This window comes from Paenirhodobacter hankyongi (assembly GCF_003664585.1).
Classification (GTDB): Bacteria; Pseudomonadota; Alphaproteobacteria; order Rhodobacterales; family Rhodobacteraceae; genus Rhodobacter; species Rhodobacter hankyongi.
Genome location: NZ_RCHI01000019.1, coordinates 11643 through 29134, shown reverse-complemented (window position 1 = coordinate 29134; position 17492 = coordinate 11643). Strand labels below are relative to the sequence as shown.

Below are 17492 nucleotides of genomic sequence, written 5' to 3'. Positions count from 1 at the left end.
GAGGCTTCCATGCTGACCCAATTCCGCCCCGCCCTCGTCCTGCTTGCGGGGATGACCCTTCTCACCGGCCTCGCCTATCCGCTGGCGATCACCGCGATCGCACAGGCGCTGGTGCCAGCCGCCGCCAACGGCAGCCTGATCGTGCAGGACGGCACCGTGATCGGCTCGCGGCTGATCGCGCAGGACTTCACCGGCGAGCGCTATCTGCATCCGCGCCCCTCGGCCGTGGCGTTCAGCGCCATGCCCTCGGGCGCCTCGAACCTCGGCCCGAGCTCGGCGGCGCTGCGCCGCGAGGTGGCGGCCCGGCGCAGCGCCTGGGAGGCCGCGAATGGCGGCACGGCCCCCGCGGACGCGGTCACCGCGTCGGGGTCCGGCCTCGATCCGCAGATCTCGCCCGCCAACGCCCATGGCCAGGCGGCCCGCATCGCCGCGGCCCGCGGCCTTCCCCTCGCCGAGGTGAGCCGGATCATCGCCGCCCATACCGAGAGCCGCTGGCTCGGCCTTTATGGCGAGCCGTGCGTCAACGTCCTGCTGACCAACCTTGCCCTTGACGCCGCGACGCCGGTGGCGCCTGCTGCGGCGAACTGAGAGGTCAGATGTCCGAACCCTCCCGCCCCGAACCCGAGGCCCTTCTGCCCGAGGCCCGCCGCGAAGGCCGGGGCCGGCTGAAGGTCTTTCTCGGCGCCGCGCCCGGTGTGGGCAAGACCTTCGCCATGCTGCAGGCCGCGCGCGATCGCGCGGCCGAAGGCGTCAGCGTGCTGGCCGCCGTGGTGGAAACCCATGGCCGCGCCGAGACCGAGGCGATGCTGCGCGGTTTCGAGGTTCTGCCGCGCCGGACAGTCTATCATCAGGGCCATATCCTGCAGGAGATGGATGTCGACGCCCTGATCGCCCGCCTTCCCGGCCTCGCGCTGATCGACGAGCTGGCGCATTCGAACCTGTCGGGGGGCCGACACGAGAAGCGCTGGCAGGATGTCGAGGATGTGCTCGCCGCCGGGATCGACGTCTACACCACGCTGAATGTCCAGCATGTCGAGACGCTGAACGACACCGTCGCGCGGATCACCGGGATCCGGGTGCGCGAGACGGTGCCCGATCAGGTGCTTGAACTCGCCGACGAGATCGAGCTGATCGACCTGCCGCCGGACGAGCTGATCGCGCGGCTGCGCGCGGGCAAGGTCTATGTGCAGGACCAGGCGGCGCGGGCGGTGGCGAACTTCTTCGCCAAGGGCAACCTGACGGCGCTGCGCGAGCTTGCCATGCGCACCGCCGCCGACCGGGTCGATGCGCAGCTCAAGGAACACATGGCGGCAAACGCGATCGAGGGCCCCTGGCCGACGCAGGAGCGGATCCTCGTCGTCCTGCCCGAAGGTGCCGTCGGCCGCGACGCGGTGCGGATTGCCAGGCGCTCGGCCGACCGGGCGCGGGTCGAGTGGCTGGCGGTGGCGCTGACCAGCCTGCGCGCCGAGACGCAGCGCGATCTTGCGGGCGATCCGGGCACGTCCTCGCTGCGTCTGGCCGAACGGCTGGGGGCCGAGGTGACGGTGCTGCAGACCGAACGCGACGCCGCCCAGGACGTGCTGGACTTCGCGCAAAAGCACAATGTCCGTCGCATCGTCGTTCCGCGGCCCGCCCCCAGGGCGCGGCTTGCGCGCTGGCTGTCGCCCTCGCCGCATGAGGCGGTGGTCGCCGGCCTGTTGCGTGGCGCGACGCAGTTCGAGCTGACCCTCGTCACCGATGAGGAAAGCCCGGCGCGCCAGCGTCAGCGCCGTCGGCCGGCCCGGGCCGATCTGCGCGCCCAGCTGCGCCCGCTCGGCCTTGTCGCGCTGGCGGTCGGCGCGACAACGCTGCTCGCCCTTGGCGCCGAGCGGCTGATCCCGGTGCTGAGCCTGTCGCTGCTCTACATGACGGTGGTGGTGGCCGTTGCCGCGAAACTGGGGCGCTGGCCCTCGGTCGCGGCTGCGGTGCTCAGCTTCCTGGCCTACAATCTGTTCTTCACCGACCCGCGGATGACGCTGCACATCTGGAACCGCGGCCAGTTCGTGACGCTGCTGCTGTTCCTTGCGGTCTCGATCCTGACCGGCAATCTTGCCGCGCGGCTGCGCGACCGGGCCGTCGCGCAGCGGGCGATCTCGGACCGGACGCGCAAGCTTTACGACTTCTCGCGCCGGGCCGCGGCGGCGGCCTCCGTCGATGACGTGGTCTGGGCGGCGGTCAGCCATGTCGCCGCGGTGCTCGAATGCCAGTCGATCCTGCTGTTGCCCGACGAAAGCGGGCAGCTTGCGATTGTCGGGGCCTTTCCGCCAGAGGACCGGATGGAGCCGCGCGAGCTGTCCGCGGCGACCTATGCCTTCGAGCATGGCGAACCCACGGGCAAGGGCTCGGCGACCCTGCCCGCCTCGCGCTGGCTGTTCCTGCCGCTGCTGGCCGCCGAGCGCCGGATCGGCGTTCTGGGCCTGGCCTACGAGGACGGGCGCGAGCCGCCGCCCGGCGACCGGCGGCTGGTCGAGGCGCTGGCCGATCAGGTGGCGCTGGCGCTGGAGCGGGTGCGGCTTGCCGATGATCTGGCGCAGATCCGTGTGGCAAGCGAGACCGAACGGCTGCGCACCGCGCTGCTGTCCTCGGTCAGTCACGACCTGCGCACGCCGCTGGTGTCGATCCTCGGCGCGGCGGAGGGGCTGACGCAGCCGGGTTTGACCGCCGAGGCGCGCGGCACCCTGGCCGAGACCATCCGCGACGAGGGCGACCGGCTCGACCGCTACATCCAGAACCTGCTCGACATGACCCGCCTCGGCCACGGCGCGCTGAAGCTGAAAACCCATGCCATCGACCTGCGGGAACTGGTGGGATCGGCCCGCAACCGGCTGCGCGGTCCGCTGCGGGGCCATCCGGTCGAGGTGACGATCCCCGTCGACATGGCGCCGGCGCAGGTCGATCCGGTGCTGATCGAACAGGTGCTGGTCAACATCTTCGACAATGCCTGCAAATATGCCGGGCCGGGCCGCGCGATCCGGATCGCGGCAAGCCAGTCGCGCGGGCGGGCGGTGCTGTCGGTCGAGGACGAGGGGCCCGGCTTGCCACCGGGCGCGGCCGCCCATGTCTTCGACATGTTCTGGCGCGCCGAGCAGGGCGACGGTGGACAGGCGGGAACCGGCCTCGGCCTTGCCATCTGCAAGGGGATCGTGGAAGCCCATGGCGGCGCGATCCGCGCCGAGGCCGTGCATCCCGACGGGCGCGGCACGCGGATCGTGATGGAACTGCCGCTCTGGAACCCGGAGGTATCCGCATGACCGCCGCTGCCCGCATCCTGATCGTCGAGGACGAGGCGCCGATCCGGCGCTTTCTGCGCGTCGCGCTGGAAACCGAAGGCCATGTCGTCTCCGAGGCGGCGACGGCGCGGGACGGCATCGCGCTCGCCGCGCGCGAGGCCCCGGCGGCGATCATTCTCGATCTCGGCCTGCCCGATGCGGACGGGATCTCGGTGCTGAAGACGGTTCGCGAATGGTCGCAGGTGCCGGTCCTGATCCTCTCCGTGCGCAGCGACGAGGCAGGCAAGATCGCCGCGCTGGATGCCGGCGCCCAGGACTATGTCACCAAGCCGTTCTCGACCGGCGAGCTGCTGGCACGCCTGCGCGGATTGCTGCGCGACCGGGCACGGGACGCGGCGCCCGCCGCGCTGACGCTCGGGCCGCTCGCCATTGATGCGGTCGAGCATCGCGCCAGCCTGTCGGGCGAGGACCTGAAACTGACGCGCAAGGAATTCGATCTGCTGTGGCTTCTGGCCGGTCACGCCGGACGGCTGGTCACGCAGGACATGATCCTGAAGGCGATCTGGGGACCGGCCCATGCCGGCGACAGCCAGTATCTGCGCGTCTATATCCGCCAGCTGCGCGCCAAGCTCGGCGATGATGCCGCCGACCCGCGCTGGATCTTCACCGAGCCGGGGGTCGGCTATCGACTCGCCGACAGATGAGCCGCGCCGGGCCCTCCTTGACCTGACGCCGCATTTTCGCGCCGCCCGCCCGCACACCGGGCAGGTGGCAGGCGCCGGCCGCCGCGGACGATGCACCGGCCGCCACCGCCGCCGCCGCGGGGCGTTGACTTCGCCCCCCCGCGCAGGCGAATGGGCGAAAGACAGCGGCGGACCCGATGCACAGCAGATTTCTCATCTATTACGACGCCATCGTCCGGCACGGCTCGATCCGCCGGGCGGCCGAGGTGCTCAACGTCGCGCCCTCGGCGATCAACCGCCATCTCAACGAGTTCGAGGAGACGCTCGGCACCCCGCTGTTCGAGCGGCTGCCGCGCGGAGTGCGGCCGACGGCGGCGGGCGAGCTGCTGAGCCTGCACATCCGCACCACGCTGCGCGACTACAGCAAGACCCTGTCCGAGATCGAGCAGCTGCGCACCGGCGCGCGCGGACACCTCACCATCGCCTGCATCGAGACCGCGCTCAACGACGTGCTGCCCGATGCGATCCTCGATTTCGGCACGCGCTTCCCGCGGATCGAGCTGACGGTGCGCGGCATGCCGTTGCTCGACTGCATCAGGGCCGTGGGCAGCGGCGAGGCGGACATGTGCCTGATCTTCAACCCGCCGCCGAAACATGCCCTGTTCCAGGTCGCCGGCGCCGATTTCCCGCTGGGCATCATCGCGCCGCCGGACCACCCGCTCGCACAGCGCAAGAGCCGCGCGACGCTGTCCGACCTCGTGGGCGAACAGGTCCTGCTGCCGGACGAGACGATCACCATCTTCGAGCAGATCGACCACGTGATGGCCACCAGCGCGCTGCGTCTGGCGCCGCGGGTGCGGTCGAACAGCATGGCCTTCCTGCGCGCCTTCGTGCTGCGCGGCGGCGGGCTGTCGGTGATGACCCCGGTCGGGATCGCCGACGACATCCGCGCCGGGCGGCTGGCCTTCCTGCCGCTGCGCGATCCCGGGATCACGCCGCAGCGGCTCATTGCGGGGGTCGCGGATGCCTCGATGCCGGTGGCGGTCGCGAACTTCTCGCAACAGCTCAAGGCCTTCCTGCCGGAGTGGCTGGCGACGGTCTCGGCCCCCGAGCGTTCTCGAAACGAGACCGCAGGCATCTGAAAACGGCGCTATATGGGCGCACTGATTTCGTGTTTCTGTCCTCGGGCGAACAGGACGAACCACACGGAACGCGACACCCCAGATGCCGATCACATCCGACGATCATGCCATTGCGCCAATGGCATGTGCGCCCGCCCATCCCCCGGGGGCGGCGCGCCCCCTTGCCCCGCCCGCGGTGGCGCTCGAGCATGTCAGCCAGGTCTTCCGCGGCACCGGCGGGCAGAGCGTCACCGCGCTCCGCGACATCTCGCTCGAGGTCGCCGCGCACAGCTTCACCGTGATCGTCGGCCCCTCGGGCTGCGGCAAGTCGACGGTGCTGCGGATGGTCGCGGGACTTTTGCCGATCCGCGCCGGCACGGGGCGGATCTTCGGCCACCCGATCGAGCGGCCGCGCGACGACACCGCGATGGTGTTCCAGCGCCCCGCATTGCTGCCCTGGCTCACGGTGACCGACAACCTGCTGTTCCCGCTGCGCCATCGCGGCCGCCCGGTCACCGGAGCGGACCGCGACCGCGCGGCGCGGATGCTCGAGACAATCGGGCTGCAGGACTTCGCCCGCAGCTTCCCGGCCGAGCTGTCGGGCGGCATGCAGCAGCGCGTCGGCATCGGCCGCGCCCTGCTCGGCGCGCCGTCGTTGCTGCTGATGGACGAGCCGTTCTCGGCGCTCGACGCCCTCACCCGCGACGAGATGAGCTTCGAGCTGCTGCGCCTGCGCGAACGCCATCGCAGCGCGGTGCTGTTCATCACCCATTCGATCCCCGAAGCGGTGCTGCTGGCCGACCGCATCTGCGTGATGTCCGCCCGCCCCGGCACGATCCGCGAGACGATCGAGGTCGACCTGCCGGCGCCGCGCGGCCCGCAGACCCTGCGCCTGCCGCGCTTTCATGACCTGTGCGAGCATCTGCGCGCGCTGCTGACGGAGCGCGCCTGATGCCCCTCTTCCGTCTCTTGCGCGCAAGCGCTCCGCTCTGGCTGCCGCCCGCTCTCGCCGTCGCCGGCCTTCTGGCGCTGTGGGAGGTCACGGCGCGCGCCGGGCTGATCCCGCCTTTCCTGCTGCCCGCGCCAAGCGCCGTCGCCGCGGCCGCCCTGGCGGTGCCGGCGCCGCAATGGCTCGGCCATGTCTGGGCGACGCTGCGCATCGTCCTGCTCGGCTTTGCCGCGGCGGTGGCGATCAGCCTGCCGCTTGCCGTGGCGATCTCGCGCTTTGCCCTGTTCCGGCGCAGCATCTATCCGATCCTGCTGGTGATCCAGTCGACCCCGATCGTCGCGATCGCGCCGATCCTCGTCGTCACGCTCGGCGCCGGAGATCTGCCGCGCGTCGTCATCACCGCGATGATCGCCTTCTTCCCGATCGTCGTCGGCACCTCGACCGGGCTCCTGCAATGCCCCGACGAGCTGATCGAGCTGTCGCGCTCGCTTGGTGCGACGACCGGGCGCGAGTATCGGCAGATCCGCCTGCCCTATGCGCTGCCGCATCTCTTCTCGGCGCTGCGCGTCGCGATCACCCTCGCGGTGATCGGCGCGGTGGTGGCCGAGTTCGTCGCCGCCGACGAGGGCGTGGGCTACTTCATCCGCACCTCGACCGCCTTCTTCCGCATCCCGCTGGCCTTTGCCGGCCTCGCCCTGCTCAGCGTGCTGACGCTGGCGCTGTTCGGGCTGGTCGGGCTGGTGCAGCGCCTGTTCTTCCCCCACAGCCTCGCCGCCTCCGACGCGCGGCGCTCCTCCTGACAGACAAGGAAAGACCCGTGACCAACGCCCTTCCCTCCGATTTCCGCTCCGAAGACGGCCCTTCGGCCGAGGCGATCGCCGGCTTCCGCGCCGGGATGGAACCCTTCTGGCACCCCGTTCTCGAGGCCGCCTCCCTCGCCGACCGGCCCCGCGCCGTCACCTTGCTGGGCCGGCGGCTGGTGCTGGTGCGGCTCGACGGTGTCGCCACCGCCTTCCCCGACACCTGCCGCCATTTCCAGGCGCAGCTGTCGCTTGGCTCGGTGGTCCGGGTCGACGGCCGCGAGCTGTTGCAATGCAACTATCACGGCTGGGCCTTCGCGGGCGACGGCGCCTGCGCGCGCATCCCGCAGCTGCCCGCCGGCCGCTGCATCCCGAAGACCGCCGGGCTGCGCCGCTTCGCCGTCGCCGAGCGCCATGGCCTGATCTGGGTCTGCCTCGCCGAGGAACCGCGCTTCCCGATCCCGGACTTCCCCGAGGAGGCCGACCCGCGGTTCCGCAAGGTACGCCTGCTCGAGGAGCACCCGATGCGGACCAGCGCGACGCGGATGATCATGGGCACGCTCGACGACACCCATTTTCCCTGGGTGCACGAGGGCATTCTCGGCGACCGCGCCCATCCCGAGCCGCCGCTGCACCGGGTCTGGCGCGAGGGCGCCGAGCTGATCGTGCAATACGAGGCCGACCAGCCCGCCGGGATCATGACCACCGACATGTCGCGCCCCGAAAGCGATGCCGGCGCGACGGTGCGGCTGACCTATACCGACCATGTCGGCATGCCGAACGTGATCCGGCTGGTGAAGGAGTCCGCCGCCGGGCGCTATGTCGTCTGGCTGGCCACCTCGCCGGTCGATTACAACCTTACAATCAACTTCTGGATCTTCGCCCGCGACTACGATCTCGCCGCCGAGCGCGACCCGGTCTATCTGCAGATGGCCGCCCATGTGCGCGAGCAGGACCGGCCGCTGATCGAGAGCCAGCGCCCCTGGATCGTGCCGCCGTTCTGGACCCAGATCGAGCTGCCCCTCGGCCCGGGCGATCTGCCGCTGATCGAGTATCAGAAGTGGATCGAGGAACTCGGCATCGCGACGGCGGTCTGAGCGATGACTGCAGATCGTTTCCTGCTCCGCATCACCCGGATCGCACCGCTTGCCGAAGGCGTCCTCGCCATCACGCTTGCCGCCCCCGACGGCGCGCCGCTGCCCGCGGCGGCCCCCGGCGCCCATGTCGAGATCGAGATCCCGGGCGTGGGCCTGCGGCCCTATTCGCTCACCGGCGACGACCCGCGGCGCTACGAGATCGCGGTGGCGCTCGCCGCGCCTGGCCGCGGCGGATCGCGCCGGATCCACGACGGCTGGCGGGTGGGCGACGAGGTCCGGGTCTCGGCGCCGCGCGACGGCTTCGGACCGGCGCGCGCGAACGGCCCGGCGCTGCTGATCGCGGGCGGCATCGGGATCACCCCGATGCTCACGATCCGCCGCGCGCTGATCGCCGCGGGCCGGCCGGTCACGCTCCATCACGCCGCGCGCGGCGCCGGCGGGGGCCTGTTCCCCGAGGCGCTGCGCGCGGCGCCGGGTGCGCCGGTGTGGCATTACGACACCGCCTGCGGCCCGCGCCCGGACCTTGCGGCGCTTGCCTGCTCCGCCCCCGCCGGAACCGAGGTCTGGTGCTGCGGCCCCGCCAGGATGATCGACGCGGCGCTTGCCGCCTTTGCCGCCCGGCCCGACGTCGTGCTGCATGTCGAGCGCTTCACCGCCCCCGCCGCACCCGAGACCCCGCCCGCCGACGCCGGCGCGTTCACCGTCGCGCTCGCCCGCAGCGGCCACCGCTTCACCGTCGCGCCGCACGAGCCCCTGCTCGAGCGGCTGCGCGCCGAGGGCGTCCTGCCCGAGACCAGCTGCGAGGGCGGCGTCTGCGGCACCTGCCTGACCCGCGTGCTCGGCGGCGCGATCGCCCATCACGACTATTACCTCTCGGCCGCGGAACAGGCCGCGGGCGACCGGATGCTCGTCTGCGTCTCGCGCGGGCAGCCGGGCACGACCCTCGTTCTCGACCTCTAGGAGCGCCTCATGTTTCTTCCCGCAAAGACCACCCGCACCGAAACCGCGCTGCCGCGCGCGTGCAGCCTTGCCGAGGGCGACTGGCACATCCTGTCGGGCTTCTGGCACCCCGTCGCCTGGTCCGAAGAGGTGGCCGCGGCGCCGGTGCCAGTGCGGTTGCTTGACGAAAGGCTGGTGCTGTGGCGCGACGAGCCGGGCATCGTCCATGCCGCGAAGGATCTGTGCCTGCACCGCGGCGGCAGGCTTTCGCGCGGCAAGGTCTGCGCCGGGCAGATCACCTGCCCGCTGCACGGGTTTCGCTATGACGGCAGCGGCGCCTGCCGCAAGGTGCCCGCGCTCGGCGCCGAGGTGCCGATCCCGAAGCGGCTGCGCCTCGACATCCGGGCCAGCGCCGAACGCTATGGTCTGGTCTGGGTCTGCCTTGCCGAAAGCCCGCGCGCGCCGCTGCCGGACTGGCCGCTGATCGAGGCGGGCATCGGCACGATCGCCCGCGTCCCGTCGGCGGTCTGGCAGGCCTCTGCCGCGCGCCATGTCGAGAATTTCAACGACCTGTGCCACATCCCCTTCGTGCATCCCGATACCTTCGGCGGCGACGAGGACCGCACCATCGCGCCCTATCGGGTCGAGATCGGGGCGGGCACGCTGTCCTACGAGGCGGAATATACCGAGCAGACCCGCTACAAGACCCCCGGCGCCGCGCCGCAGGGCCGCCGCACGCGGCACTACGCCTATGCGCTGACCCTGCCCTTCGCCTCCTGGCTGACGATCACCGACGCGGAATCGGAGTTCCACGTCTTCGACATCGCCTCGCCGGTCAGCGCGATGACGACCCGCATCTTCCAGATCCTCGTCGACCGCACCGGCCGGTTGCAGCCTGCCGAGATGATCGCCTTCCAGAACCGGATCAACGCCGAGGATGCGCCGCTTGTCGAGGCGCAATCGCCGCTCGAGCTGCCGCTCGACCTGCGCGACGAGATCCACATCCCGGCCGACCGGATGTCGATCGAATACCGGCGGATGCTGGCGGGGCTCGGGCTGGGCGCCGAGACGATCCTCGGCCCGACGGCCCCCGGGGACTGAGGCCCCCGCACATCGACAAACGCCGCGCCGCGCCCCTCTCCGGGGGCGCGGTCCGTGCCGTTTGCGGCCCGGTTTCCGGCGCGCCGGGCGCTCTCGTTTCGAGACCTCTGCGGGCGATAATCGGCGCTATTCAGGGGCGGTCCGGCCGTGCAGTGATCGATCCGGCGCAACAGGCAAGAGCCCTCATCATGGATATCAGACTGCGACTTGCGGCCCTTGCCGCGACCCTCACCCTTGCCCTCGGCACTGCGGCCGGCGCCGCGGAACCGGTGATCTATCAGCTCGGCTGGGTGCCCGGCGGCACCAATGCGATCGAATATTACGCCCTCGCGAAGGGCTATTTCGCCGCCGAGGGGCTCGACGTCACGATCCGCAGCGGCAATGGCGCGACCGACACCCTGTCCAAGGTCGCTGCCGGTGCGGCCGACATCGGCAATGTCGGGCTTGACGCCGCGCTGGCGGCAGCGGCCGAGCAGAAGGTGCCGGCGAAGGTGATCTACGCGCTCTTCACCAAGAACCCCGGCTCGATCCATGTCGGGGCGGATTCGGGGATCACCACCCTCGCTGACCTTGCCGGCAAGAAGATCGCCCTGCCCGCCTATTCGAGCACCACCGTCACCTGGCCGCTGTTTGTACGGCGCAACGGGCTCGACCCCGACCGCATCGACACCGTCAAGGTCGATGCGAGCGCGCTTGCCCCGATGCTGGCCAGCGGCCAGGTCGACGCGATCGTGAACTGGGTCACCGTCGCGCCGCTCGACCGCGCGGTGATGGCCGCGGCCGGGCGCGAGATGGTGGTGATCCCGATGTCCGAGCACGGGCTTGAAAGCTACAGCGCCGCGCTGGCCGCGGGCGACACCTTCCTTGCGCAGCGGCCCGAGGTCGCCCGGGCCTTCCTGCGGGCCCTGGCGAAGGCGACGCCCGCGGCGATCGCCGATCCCGACGGCGCGGCCGCGGCGATCCATGCGCTTGTGCCCGAGGTCGATGCCGCCATCGCCGCACAGGAATTCCGCGCCGCGATCCCGCTGATCGAGAACGAGGTGACGCGGGCCGCGGGGCTCGGCCGCTTCGACCCGGCGCAGGTCGCCAAGACCTGGGACTGGGTGGCGCAATCGCAGGGCTTCGCGCCGGCGGCGCTCGACCCGATGTCGGTGATCGACATGTCCTTCGTGCCCGAGTGAGCCCAGGGGCCGCGGGCGGCACGCCGCCCCGGCCCGTCCCGGCCTCAGTGCGGCTCGGCCCCGGTCACCGCAAGATCTCGTCGGCCTGCATCCCCTTCGGCACCACCATCACCTGCGCGACCGGCAGCGCCAGCAGCAGAACCAGACTGGCCCCCCGCTGGCCCTGCCAGCAGCAGATCAGAGAGCCCGGGGACGGTCAGCGCAGCCGCAATTGCCGCAAGGGGCAGGATCAGCAAGACAATCGGTGCAATCATGGCGCGAGGATACGCCCCGCCCAAGGCGCAGCCAAGCCCGCAGCAGCGGCGGCCACGGCTGCGAAAAATGAAAACGGCCGCGGGGTCTGCCCGCGGCCGTTTCGGATCTCAGGTGCGGACCGATTACTCGGCCTTCGCGGCCTCGATCGAGATCGCGATGGTCACGTCATCGCCGACGTAGGGCGCATACATGCCCATGTCGAAATCGGTGCGCTTGACCGTGGTGGTGGCCTCGAAGCCGACCCACGGCTTCTTCATCATCGGATGCTCGCCCATCTGGGTCATCGTGGCGTCCAGCACGACCGGCTTGGTGATGCCGTTCATCGTCAGATCGCCGGTGATCTTGCCGGTCTTCTCGCCGGTCACCTCGATCGAGGTCGACTTGAAGGTGATGTCGGGGTTCTTGTCGGCGCCGAAGAAGTCCTCGGTCAGGAAGTGCGCGGTGCGCTCGTCCCAGCCGGTGAACAGCGACTTCGCCGGGAAGCTGACGGCAACCGAGCTGTCGGCCGGTTTCTCGGCGTCGAACATGATCTTGCCGTTGAAGCCCGAGAACATGCCGGTGGTGGTCGAGAAGCCGAGGTGGCTGTAGTGGAAGACGATCTGGCTGTGGCTCGGGTCGAGATCATATTCGACCGGCTCGGCGACGGCGACGGTGGCAAGGCCGAGGGCAAGGCCGGCGGCGAGAAGAAGCGATTTCATGCGGGAGGACTCCGTGTTGTATGGGATGGCGCCAAGATGCCGCCGCGGCAGGCTCGGCTCAATTCCACAGATCCAAACAGAATCTGTGCGCAGCCGCTCATAACCGGGGCGAAACAGGCGATTTCCCGCCCTTTCACCGACAGCTGGCGCGCAGCACCACGATCTGATCGACTGCTCCGACCGCATTCGACATCCGCCGGTTGAAGGCCGGATCGAAGGGTGCGGCGGTGCAGCGGCCGTCGACACGCAGCACCGAGGCCGCGATCTCGGCGCGCTTCGCCTCGCTCAGCCCGAGCTTGCGCCCGCACAGCCCCTTCGCGACCGCGCTCGCGGTGCAGATCGCCACGCCGCCGCGCGCCGGACGATAGACCTCGCGCCCCATGATCTGCTTGAGCGTATAGACATCCGTGCCCTGCCGCTGCGCCTCGAAGGCCCAGTCGGCCTCGCTGACGCCGCTCGAGGGCACCGGGTCTTTCCAGACGAAGGTGAACAGCAGCACATCCGCGCGCTCGCCCGCCGGGCGGGGCATCGTGAACCAGCCGACGAGATAATCGCCGACGGTCGCCCGCCCCTGCCGCTCCCCCGCCTGCGCAGCTTGCGGCAGCGCCCCGAGCAGCATCAGCGCCACGGCGAAACCCCGGATGAAATGGAAAAACATCATTTGCCTCATGCCTGAAATGACCGGGATGAGACCCGAGATGCGGGGGAAGCGCAATGCAAAAGGGCGCCCCGAGGGGCGCCCTTTCTCTCGCTGTCCCGGACGGGATCAGCAGGAGTAGTACATCTGGTACTCGATCGGGTGCGGGGTGTGCTCGTAGGCGTAGACTTCTTCCCACTTGAGCGCGGTGTAGCCCTCGATCAGGCCCTTGGTGAACACGTCGCCGGCGAGCAGGAAGTCGTGATCGGCTTCCAGCGCTTCCAGAGCTTCACGCAGCGAGCCGCAGACGGTCGGGATCGCGGCCAGCTCTTCCGGCGGCAGGTCGTAGAGGTCCTTGTCCGACGCCGGGCCCGGATCGATCTTGTTCTTGATGCCGTCGAGGCCGGCCATCATCAGCGCCGCGAAGGCGAGATAGGGGTTGGCCGCCGGATCGGGGAACCGGGCTTCGACGCGCTTGGCCTTCGGCGATTCGGTCCACGGAATACGGACGCAGCCCGAGCGGTTGCGGGCCGAATAGGCGCGCAGCACCGGGGCTTCGAAGCCCGGGATCAGACGCTTGTACGAGTTCGTCGACGGGTTGGTGAAGGCGTTGAGCGTCTTCGCGTGCTTCAGGATGCCGCCGATGAAGTACAGCGCTTCCTGCGACAGGTCGGCATACTTGTCGCCGGCGAAGAGCGGCTTGCCGTCCTTCCAGATCGACATGTTCACGTGCATGCCCGAGCCGTTGTCGCCCTTCATGGGCTTCGGCATGAAGGTCACGGTCTTGCCGTAGGCGTGGGCCACGTTGTGGATCACGTACTTGTACTTCTGGATGTTGTCGGCCTGCTCGACCAGACCACCGAAGATCATGCCCAGCTCGTGCTGGCAGGTCGCGACTTCGTGGTGGTGCTTGTCGACCTTCATGCCCATGCGCTTCATGGTCGAGAGCATCTCGCCACGCAGGTCCTGGGCTTCGTCGACCGGGTTCACCGGGAAGTAGCCGCCCTTGTGGCCGGCGCGGTGCGCGAGGTTGCCGGTCTCGATGAGGGCATCGGTGTTCCAGGCAGCGGCCTCGGCGTCGATCTCGTAGCCGACCTTCGAGGGCGTGACCGAGTAGCGCACGTCGTCGAAGATGAAGAATTCGGCCTCAGGGCCGAAGAAGGCCGCGTCGCCGATGCCCGAGGACTTGAGATAGGCCTCGGCCTTGTGGGCGACCTGACGCGGGCAGCGGTCATAGGCTTCGCCGGTGTCCGGCTCGACCACGTCGCAATGCACGCAGAGGGTCTTTTCCGCATAGAAGGGGTCGATGTAGACCGACGAGGCGTCCGGGATCAGTTTCATGTCGGACTGATCGATCGACTTCCAGCCGGCGATCGACGAGCCGTCGAACATGAAGCCTTCCTCGAAGAAGTCCTCATCGACGAGATCGGCCACCACCGTCACGTGCTGCAGCTTGCCGCGCGGGTCGGTGAAGCGGACGTCGACGTATTCGACTTCCTCCGCCTTCATCAGTTCGAGAGCTTTCTTGACTGCGCTCATTGCAAATAACCCTTTCCTTTGAGCATTGGGTATCCGGGCCACCGGCCCTGAATTCTTCAGACCGCGTCGTCGCCGGTTTCACCGGTGCGGATGCGGATCGCCTGTTCCACGGGAGAGATGAAGATCTTGCCGTCACCGATCTTCTCGGTGCGGGCGGCGGAAATGATCGCCTCGACGGCGGCCTCGACCATCTCGTCGGGCAGCACCATCTCGATCTTCACCTTGGGCAGGAAATCCACGACATATTCGGCGCCGCGATAGAGCTCGGTATGGCCCTTCTGCCGGCCGAACCCCTTCACCTCGATCACCGAAAGCCCCTGGATCCCGGCTTCCTGAAGCGCTTCCTTCACCTCATCGAGCTTGAAGGGCTTGATGATCGCCTCAACCTTTTTCATACCGCCGACTCCCCCCTTCAGGTCTAGCCGAACCTCACTGACCACTTTCCAGCCGGGCTCGCAATCGGCTAGGCTGGGGCCGGGTCGAGCAGTCCGGCAATTCGCAATGCGTCGCACATTTTTTGTGCAGATGGCGCATTATAGCGGCGAAAAGAAAAGACTTCGAGGGGATTATGGCAGAAATTCTGACATCTGCCCAAATGCGCGCCATCGAACAGGCCGCGATGGCCGCCGGAACGGTCAGCGGCCTTGCGCTGATGGAGCGGGCGGGCACGGGCGTGGTGGCGGCGATCCTCGAGACCTGGCCGGCGCTTGCGACCCCGGCCGAGCCGCCCTGCGCGGTGGTGCTGTGCGGACCGGGCAACAATGGCGGTGACGGATTTGTGGTGGCGCGGCTGCTTGCCGACCGCGGCTGGCGGGTCGCGACCTATCTTCTGGGCAGGCCCGAGCGGCTGCCGCCCGATGCGCGCGCGACTGCCGAGGCCTGGAGCGCCCAGCCCGGCGCCCGCGCCCTGCCGTCAGAGGCGCTTGCGGCGGAGGACTGGACGGGCTGCCGCGCCGGGGTGGTGATCGACGCGCTCTATGGCATCGGCTTTCGCCCGCCCCTGCCCGCCGCCGCGGCGCAGATGCTGGCCATCGCCGGGCAGATCGTCGCCGCGCATCCCGAAGGCTGGCGGCGTGTCGCGATCGACATCCCCTCCGGCCTCGCCGCCGACACCCCTCCGCCGGTCATCCCCGCCTGCGATCTGGTCGTCACCTTCCACCGCGAGAAGCCCGTGCACCCGCCCCTGCGCGCCGCGGGGCTTGCCGTCGTGACCGCGGATATCGGACTGTGATTCACCCTTTCCTCACCCTCGCCGCCTTACCCTGCGCCGATCCCACCGCCGGAGCCTTGGCATGATCCGCCACATCACCCTGACCGAAGAGATGCGCGCCGCGCTGCGCAAGACCGTCGAGGCGCATAAATACGGCCATGGCCATGCGCTGGTGCTGGCGGGCGGCGTCGGCCACGGCGGGGCGGCGCGGCTGGCCGCGCGCGCCGCGCTGCGGGTCGGCGCGGGGCTTGTCACGCTGCTGCCGCCGCAGGCCGCGATTCCGGAGAACGCCGCCCAGCTCACCGCGGTGATGCTGGCCGCCCTTCCCGATGGCTACAGCCTGCGCGGCAAGCTGCAGGACCGGCGGCTGAACGCGCTCCTGCTCGGCCCCGGCCTCGGCCTGCCGCGCGCGCAGGAAATGGTGCCCGCCGCACTCTGGGCGAAACGGGCGACCGTGCTCGACGCCGATGCGCTCAGTGCCTTTGCCGCCGACCCCGGCCAGCTCTTCGCGCAGCTGCATGAGAACGTGGTGCTGACCCCGCATCTGGGCGAATTCGGCCGGCTCTTCCCCGACCTTGCGACGGCGCTTGCCGACGGCGTGCTGACCCGTGTCGAGGCGACGCGGGCGGCCGCCGACCGGGCCGGCTGCACGGTGCTGCTGAAAGGCGCCGAGACCGCGATCGCCGCGCCCGGCGGCGAGGCGGCGCTGCATCTGGCCACCGGCGCGCGCGCCGCGCCATGGCTCGCCACGGCGGGCTCGGGCGATGTGCTGGCCGGCATCCTCACCGGCCTGCTCGCGCGCGGGTTCTCTGCCTACGAGGCGGCCTGCACCGGCACCTGGCTGCATGTCGAGGCGGCACGCAGCTTCGGCCCCGGCCTGATCGCCGAGGACCTGCCCGACGAGCTGCCGAAGGTGTTCCGCGCGATCCTGCTCTAGACCTCGGCGGCGAGCGGCGCGCAGCCGATCTCGACGCCGTCGGCATAGATCACCTCGGTCGTGTCGAAATGCAGGGTGAAGAGGCGCACCGTCTCGGCGCCCACACGGGCGATGAACTGCCCGTCGATCAGCCGCGAGACCTCGATCAGCGCCTCCTTGCGGCCGAAGAGCGCCTCGGCCCGCCAGTCGCGGATCAGCACCTGCGTGCCCTCACCCAGCAACAGCGCGCGTTCGGGCCGGTCATGGCCGAGCGCGCCGGGAGAGATCTGCACCAGCCCGTCCCGCGCCGGCATCGCCGTCGCGGCGCGCAGCCGGCACATGCCGGAGCGGGTGATGACCCGATCGCCCGGGCTCAGGAACTCGACCGGCAAGAGCCCGTCGAGCGTCGCCACCCGGGTGCCGAGCGCGATGCCGGCCAGGGCGGCGCCGGAGTGAAGATACGGGTCGACAACGGATGCGGAACGGGTGCCGGGTGCATCCGCACCCTGCGTCTCCCGTCCCGAGGGGGGCCTATCCATCGGGTCTGTCCTGCTCGTTGTGCCTTGAAGGCGCGCCGTTTTCGGCTTTGTTTCGAGATTAGAACGAATTCCCTCATCGGGCGAGGATTTTTTCGCACGCCCCCTGTTCAGGCCACGGGGGCGTTGCTAGAAGGCGGCACGTGCGGGTGTGGCGAAACTGGTAGACGCACCAGATTTAGGTTTCAAAGAAAATCTTTATAAATCAACATAAAAGACCATTAGTTTTACGGAACAAAAATCGAACAACTGATGAACATGTAAAGCCACGAAGAGCATGTTCTAACGGTCACCCTGAGCGCCGATTAGGGGCTCACCACCCTTCCCCACTCTTTCCTCTGACCGCGCGCTAAATCTGCACGAGCCAGCGAAATGGGGTGTCGAGGAGGATCAGCCAGGGCGGTCGGTTGCCCTCGGCGACCACACGCCCGACGCGGCCAGCGCGCACGGCGCTGGCATCTGCCGGCTGCATGACGTCGCGGCCAGTGCTGGCGGTGCGGACCGCCTGATCGCTGTGTGCTAATGTCCAATGCATGCGCCGCGATGCACACCGCCTGCCCT

17 protein-coding genes are annotated in these 17492 nt (G+C 69.6%); 12 read left to right on the top strand and 5 right to left on the bottom strand.

Annotation, left to right across the window (positions count from 1 at the left end):
- Nucleotides 1–9: 9 nt before the first annotated feature.
- From kdpC to DYS74_RS15945, 10 genes are all read left to right on the top strand, one after another.
- On the top strand, nt 10–588 hold the full coding sequence (gene kdpC / locus DYS74_RS15990; protein ID WP_121534675.1) for a potassium-transporting ATPase subunit KdpC: 579 nt from the start codon (nt 10–12) through the stop codon (nt 586–588).
- Between the two features lie 8 nt (nt 589–596).
- Complete coding sequence (locus DYS74_RS15985) at nt 597–3290, top strand: sensor histidine kinase (protein ID WP_121534674.1); 2694 nt, start codon at nt 597–599, stop codon at nt 3288–3290.
- Nucleotides 3287–3973, top strand: a complete 687-nt coding sequence (locus DYS74_RS15980; protein ID WP_121534673.1) for a response regulator — start codon at nt 3287–3289, stop codon at nt 3971–3973. The genes DYS74_RS15985 and DYS74_RS15980 overlap by 4 nt, the downstream gene beginning before the upstream one ends.
- Before the next feature lie 176 nt (nt 3974–4149).
- The gene (locus DYS74_RS15975) at nt 4150–5094 is read left to right on the top strand and encodes a LysR family transcriptional regulator (RefSeq protein WP_121534672.1); all 945 of its coding nucleotides are present in this window, start codon (nt 4150–4152) and stop codon (nt 5092–5094) included.
- A gap of 82 nt (nt 5095–5176) precedes the next feature.
- Complete coding sequence (locus DYS74_RS15970; protein ID WP_220668867.1) at nt 5177–6025, top strand: ABC transporter ATP-binding protein; 849 nt, start codon at nt 5177–5179, stop codon at nt 6023–6025.
- Nucleotides 6025–6822, top strand: coding sequence for an ABC transporter permease (locus tag DYS74_RS15965; RefSeq protein ID WP_121534671.1), 798 nt, complete (start codon nt 6025–6027; stop codon nt 6820–6822). The genes DYS74_RS15970 and DYS74_RS15965 overlap by 1 nt, the downstream gene beginning before the upstream one ends.
- Nucleotides 6823–6839: 17 nt before the next feature.
- The gene (locus DYS74_RS15960; protein ID WP_245965310.1) at nt 6840–7919 is read left to right on the top strand and encodes an aromatic ring-hydroxylating oxygenase subunit alpha; all 1080 of its coding nucleotides are present in this window, start codon (nt 6840–6842) and stop codon (nt 7917–7919) included.
- 3 nt (nt 7920–7922) lie between these two features.
- Nucleotides 7923–8879: a PDR/VanB family oxidoreductase gene (locus tag DYS74_RS15955; protein ID WP_121534670.1), complete on the top strand. Its 957-nt coding sequence runs from the start codon at nt 7923–7925 to the stop codon at nt 8877–8879.
- A gap of 9 nt (nt 8880–8888) precedes the next feature.
- Nucleotides 8889–9959, top strand: coding sequence for an aromatic ring-hydroxylating oxygenase subunit alpha (locus DYS74_RS15950; protein ID WP_121534669.1), 1071 nt, complete (start codon nt 8889–8891; stop codon nt 9957–9959).
- Between the two features lie 188 nt (nt 9960–10147).
- A complete protein-coding gene (locus DYS74_RS15945) occupies nt 10148–11140 on the top strand; it encodes an ABC transporter substrate-binding protein (protein WP_121534668.1) in 993 nt (330 codons plus the stop codon).
- Between the two features lie 377 nt (nt 11141–11517).
- Here DYS74_RS15945 and DYS74_RS15940 read toward each other — a convergent pair whose 3' ends face one another.
- The 4 genes from DYS74_RS15940 to DYS74_RS15925 all read right to left on the bottom strand — a co-directional run bounded on the left by DYS74_RS15940 (nt 11518) and on the right by DYS74_RS15925 (nt 14664).
- Nucleotides 11518–12093 (bottom strand): YceI family protein, encoded by a 576-nt coding sequence (locus DYS74_RS15940; RefSeq protein ID WP_121534667.1) that lies wholly within the window; start codon nt 12091–12093, stop codon nt 11518–11520.
- 133 nt (nt 12094–12226) lie between these two features.
- Nucleotides 12227–12751, bottom strand: a complete 525-nt coding sequence (locus tag DYS74_RS15935; RefSeq protein WP_147435528.1) for a hypothetical protein — start codon at nt 12749–12751, stop codon at nt 12227–12229.
- A gap of 108 nt (nt 12752–12859) precedes the next feature.
- Entirely contained in the window at nt 12860–14269 is a 1410-nt protein-coding gene (gene glnA, locus DYS74_RS15930; RefSeq protein ID WP_121534665.1) for a type I glutamate--ammonia ligase, read from the bottom strand.
- Nucleotides 14270–14325: 56 nt separating this feature from the next.
- A complete protein-coding gene (locus DYS74_RS15925; protein WP_113901462.1) occupies nt 14326–14664 on the bottom strand; it encodes a P-II family nitrogen regulator in 339 nt (112 codons plus the stop codon).
- Between the two features lie 200 nt (nt 14665–14864).
- On the opposite strand from DYS74_RS15925, the gene DYS74_RS19160 reads away from it, so the two are divergent.
- Both DYS74_RS19160 and DYS74_RS19155 read left to right on the top strand, forming a co-directional pair.
- The gene (locus DYS74_RS19160; RefSeq protein ID WP_245965309.1) at nt 14865–15500 is read left to right on the top strand and encodes an NAD(P)H-hydrate epimerase; all 636 of its coding nucleotides are present in this window, start codon (nt 14865–14867) and stop codon (nt 15498–15500) included.
- A gap of 61 nt (nt 15501–15561) precedes the next feature.
- Nucleotides 15562–16416, top strand: a complete 855-nt coding sequence (locus tag DYS74_RS19155) for an NAD(P)H-hydrate dehydratase (RefSeq protein WP_121534663.1) — start codon at nt 15562–15564, stop codon at nt 16414–16416.
- Here the strand turns inward: DYS74_RS19155 and DYS74_RS15910 are convergent.
- A complete protein-coding gene (locus tag DYS74_RS15910) occupies nt 16413–16934 on the bottom strand; it encodes a Hint domain-containing protein (RefSeq protein WP_121534662.1) in 522 nt (173 codons plus the stop codon). The two genes, DYS74_RS19155 and DYS74_RS15910, sit on opposite strands and share 4 nt — an antisense overlap.
- Between the last annotated feature and the right edge of the window lie 558 nt (nt 16935–17492).

Bases quoted from the DNA above. Each gene is read 5' to 3' on its own strand.
- DYS74_RS15975 (WP_121534672.1), top strand. From the start codon at position 4,150: ATGCACAGCAGATTTCTCATCTATTACGACGCCATCGTCCGGCACGGC.
- DYS74_RS15945 (WP_121534668.1), top strand. From the start codon at position 10,148: ATGGATATCAGACTGCGACTTGCGGCCCTTGCCGCGACCCTCACCCTT.
- DYS74_RS15935 (WP_147435528.1), bottom strand. From the start codon at position 12,751: ATGTTTTTCCATTTCATCCGGGGTTTCGCCGTGGCGCTGATGCTGCTC.
- DYS74_RS15910 (WP_121534662.1), bottom strand. From the start codon at position 16,934: ATGGATAGGCCCCCCTCGGGACGGGAGACGCAGGGTGCGGATGCACCC.
- glnA (WP_121534665.1), bottom strand. From the start codon at position 14,269: ATGAGCGCAGTCAAGAAAGCTCTCGAACTGATGAAGGCGGAGGAAGTC.
- DYS74_RS19160 (WP_245965309.1), top strand. From the start codon at position 14,865: ATGCGCGCCATCGAACAGGCCGCGATGGCCGCCGGAACGGTCAGCGGC.
- DYS74_RS19155 (WP_121534663.1), top strand. From the start codon at position 15,562: ATGATCCGCCACATCACCCTGACCGAAGAGATGCGCGCCGCGCTGCGC.
- DYS74_RS15925 (WP_113901462.1), bottom strand. From the start codon at position 14,664: ATGAAAAAGGTTGAGGCGATCATCAAGCCCTTCAAGCTCGATGAGGTG.
- DYS74_RS15955 (WP_121534670.1), top strand. From the start codon at position 7,923: ATGACTGCAGATCGTTTCCTGCTCCGCATCACCCGGATCGCACCGCTT.
- DYS74_RS15980 (WP_121534673.1), top strand. From the start codon at position 3,287: ATGACCGCCGCTGCCCGCATCCTGATCGTCGAGGACGAGGCGCCGATC.
- DYS74_RS15950 (WP_121534669.1), top strand. From the start codon at position 8,889: ATGTTTCTTCCCGCAAAGACCACCCGCACCGAAACCGCGCTGCCGCGC.
- DYS74_RS15985 (WP_121534674.1), top strand. From the start codon at position 597: ATGTCCGAACCCTCCCGCCCCGAACCCGAGGCCCTTCTGCCCGAGGCC.
- DYS74_RS15940 (WP_121534667.1), bottom strand. From the start codon at position 12,093: ATGAAATCGCTTCTTCTCGCCGCCGGCCTTGCCCTCGGCCTTGCCACC.
- DYS74_RS15965 (WP_121534671.1), top strand. From the start codon at position 6,025: ATGCCCCTCTTCCGTCTCTTGCGCGCAAGCGCTCCGCTCTGGCTGCCG.
- kdpC (WP_121534675.1), top strand. From the start codon at position 10: ATGCTGACCCAATTCCGCCCCGCCCTCGTCCTGCTTGCGGGGATGACC.
- DYS74_RS15970 (WP_220668867.1), top strand. From the start codon at position 5,177: ATGCCGATCACATCCGACGATCATGCCATTGCGCCAATGGCATGTGCG.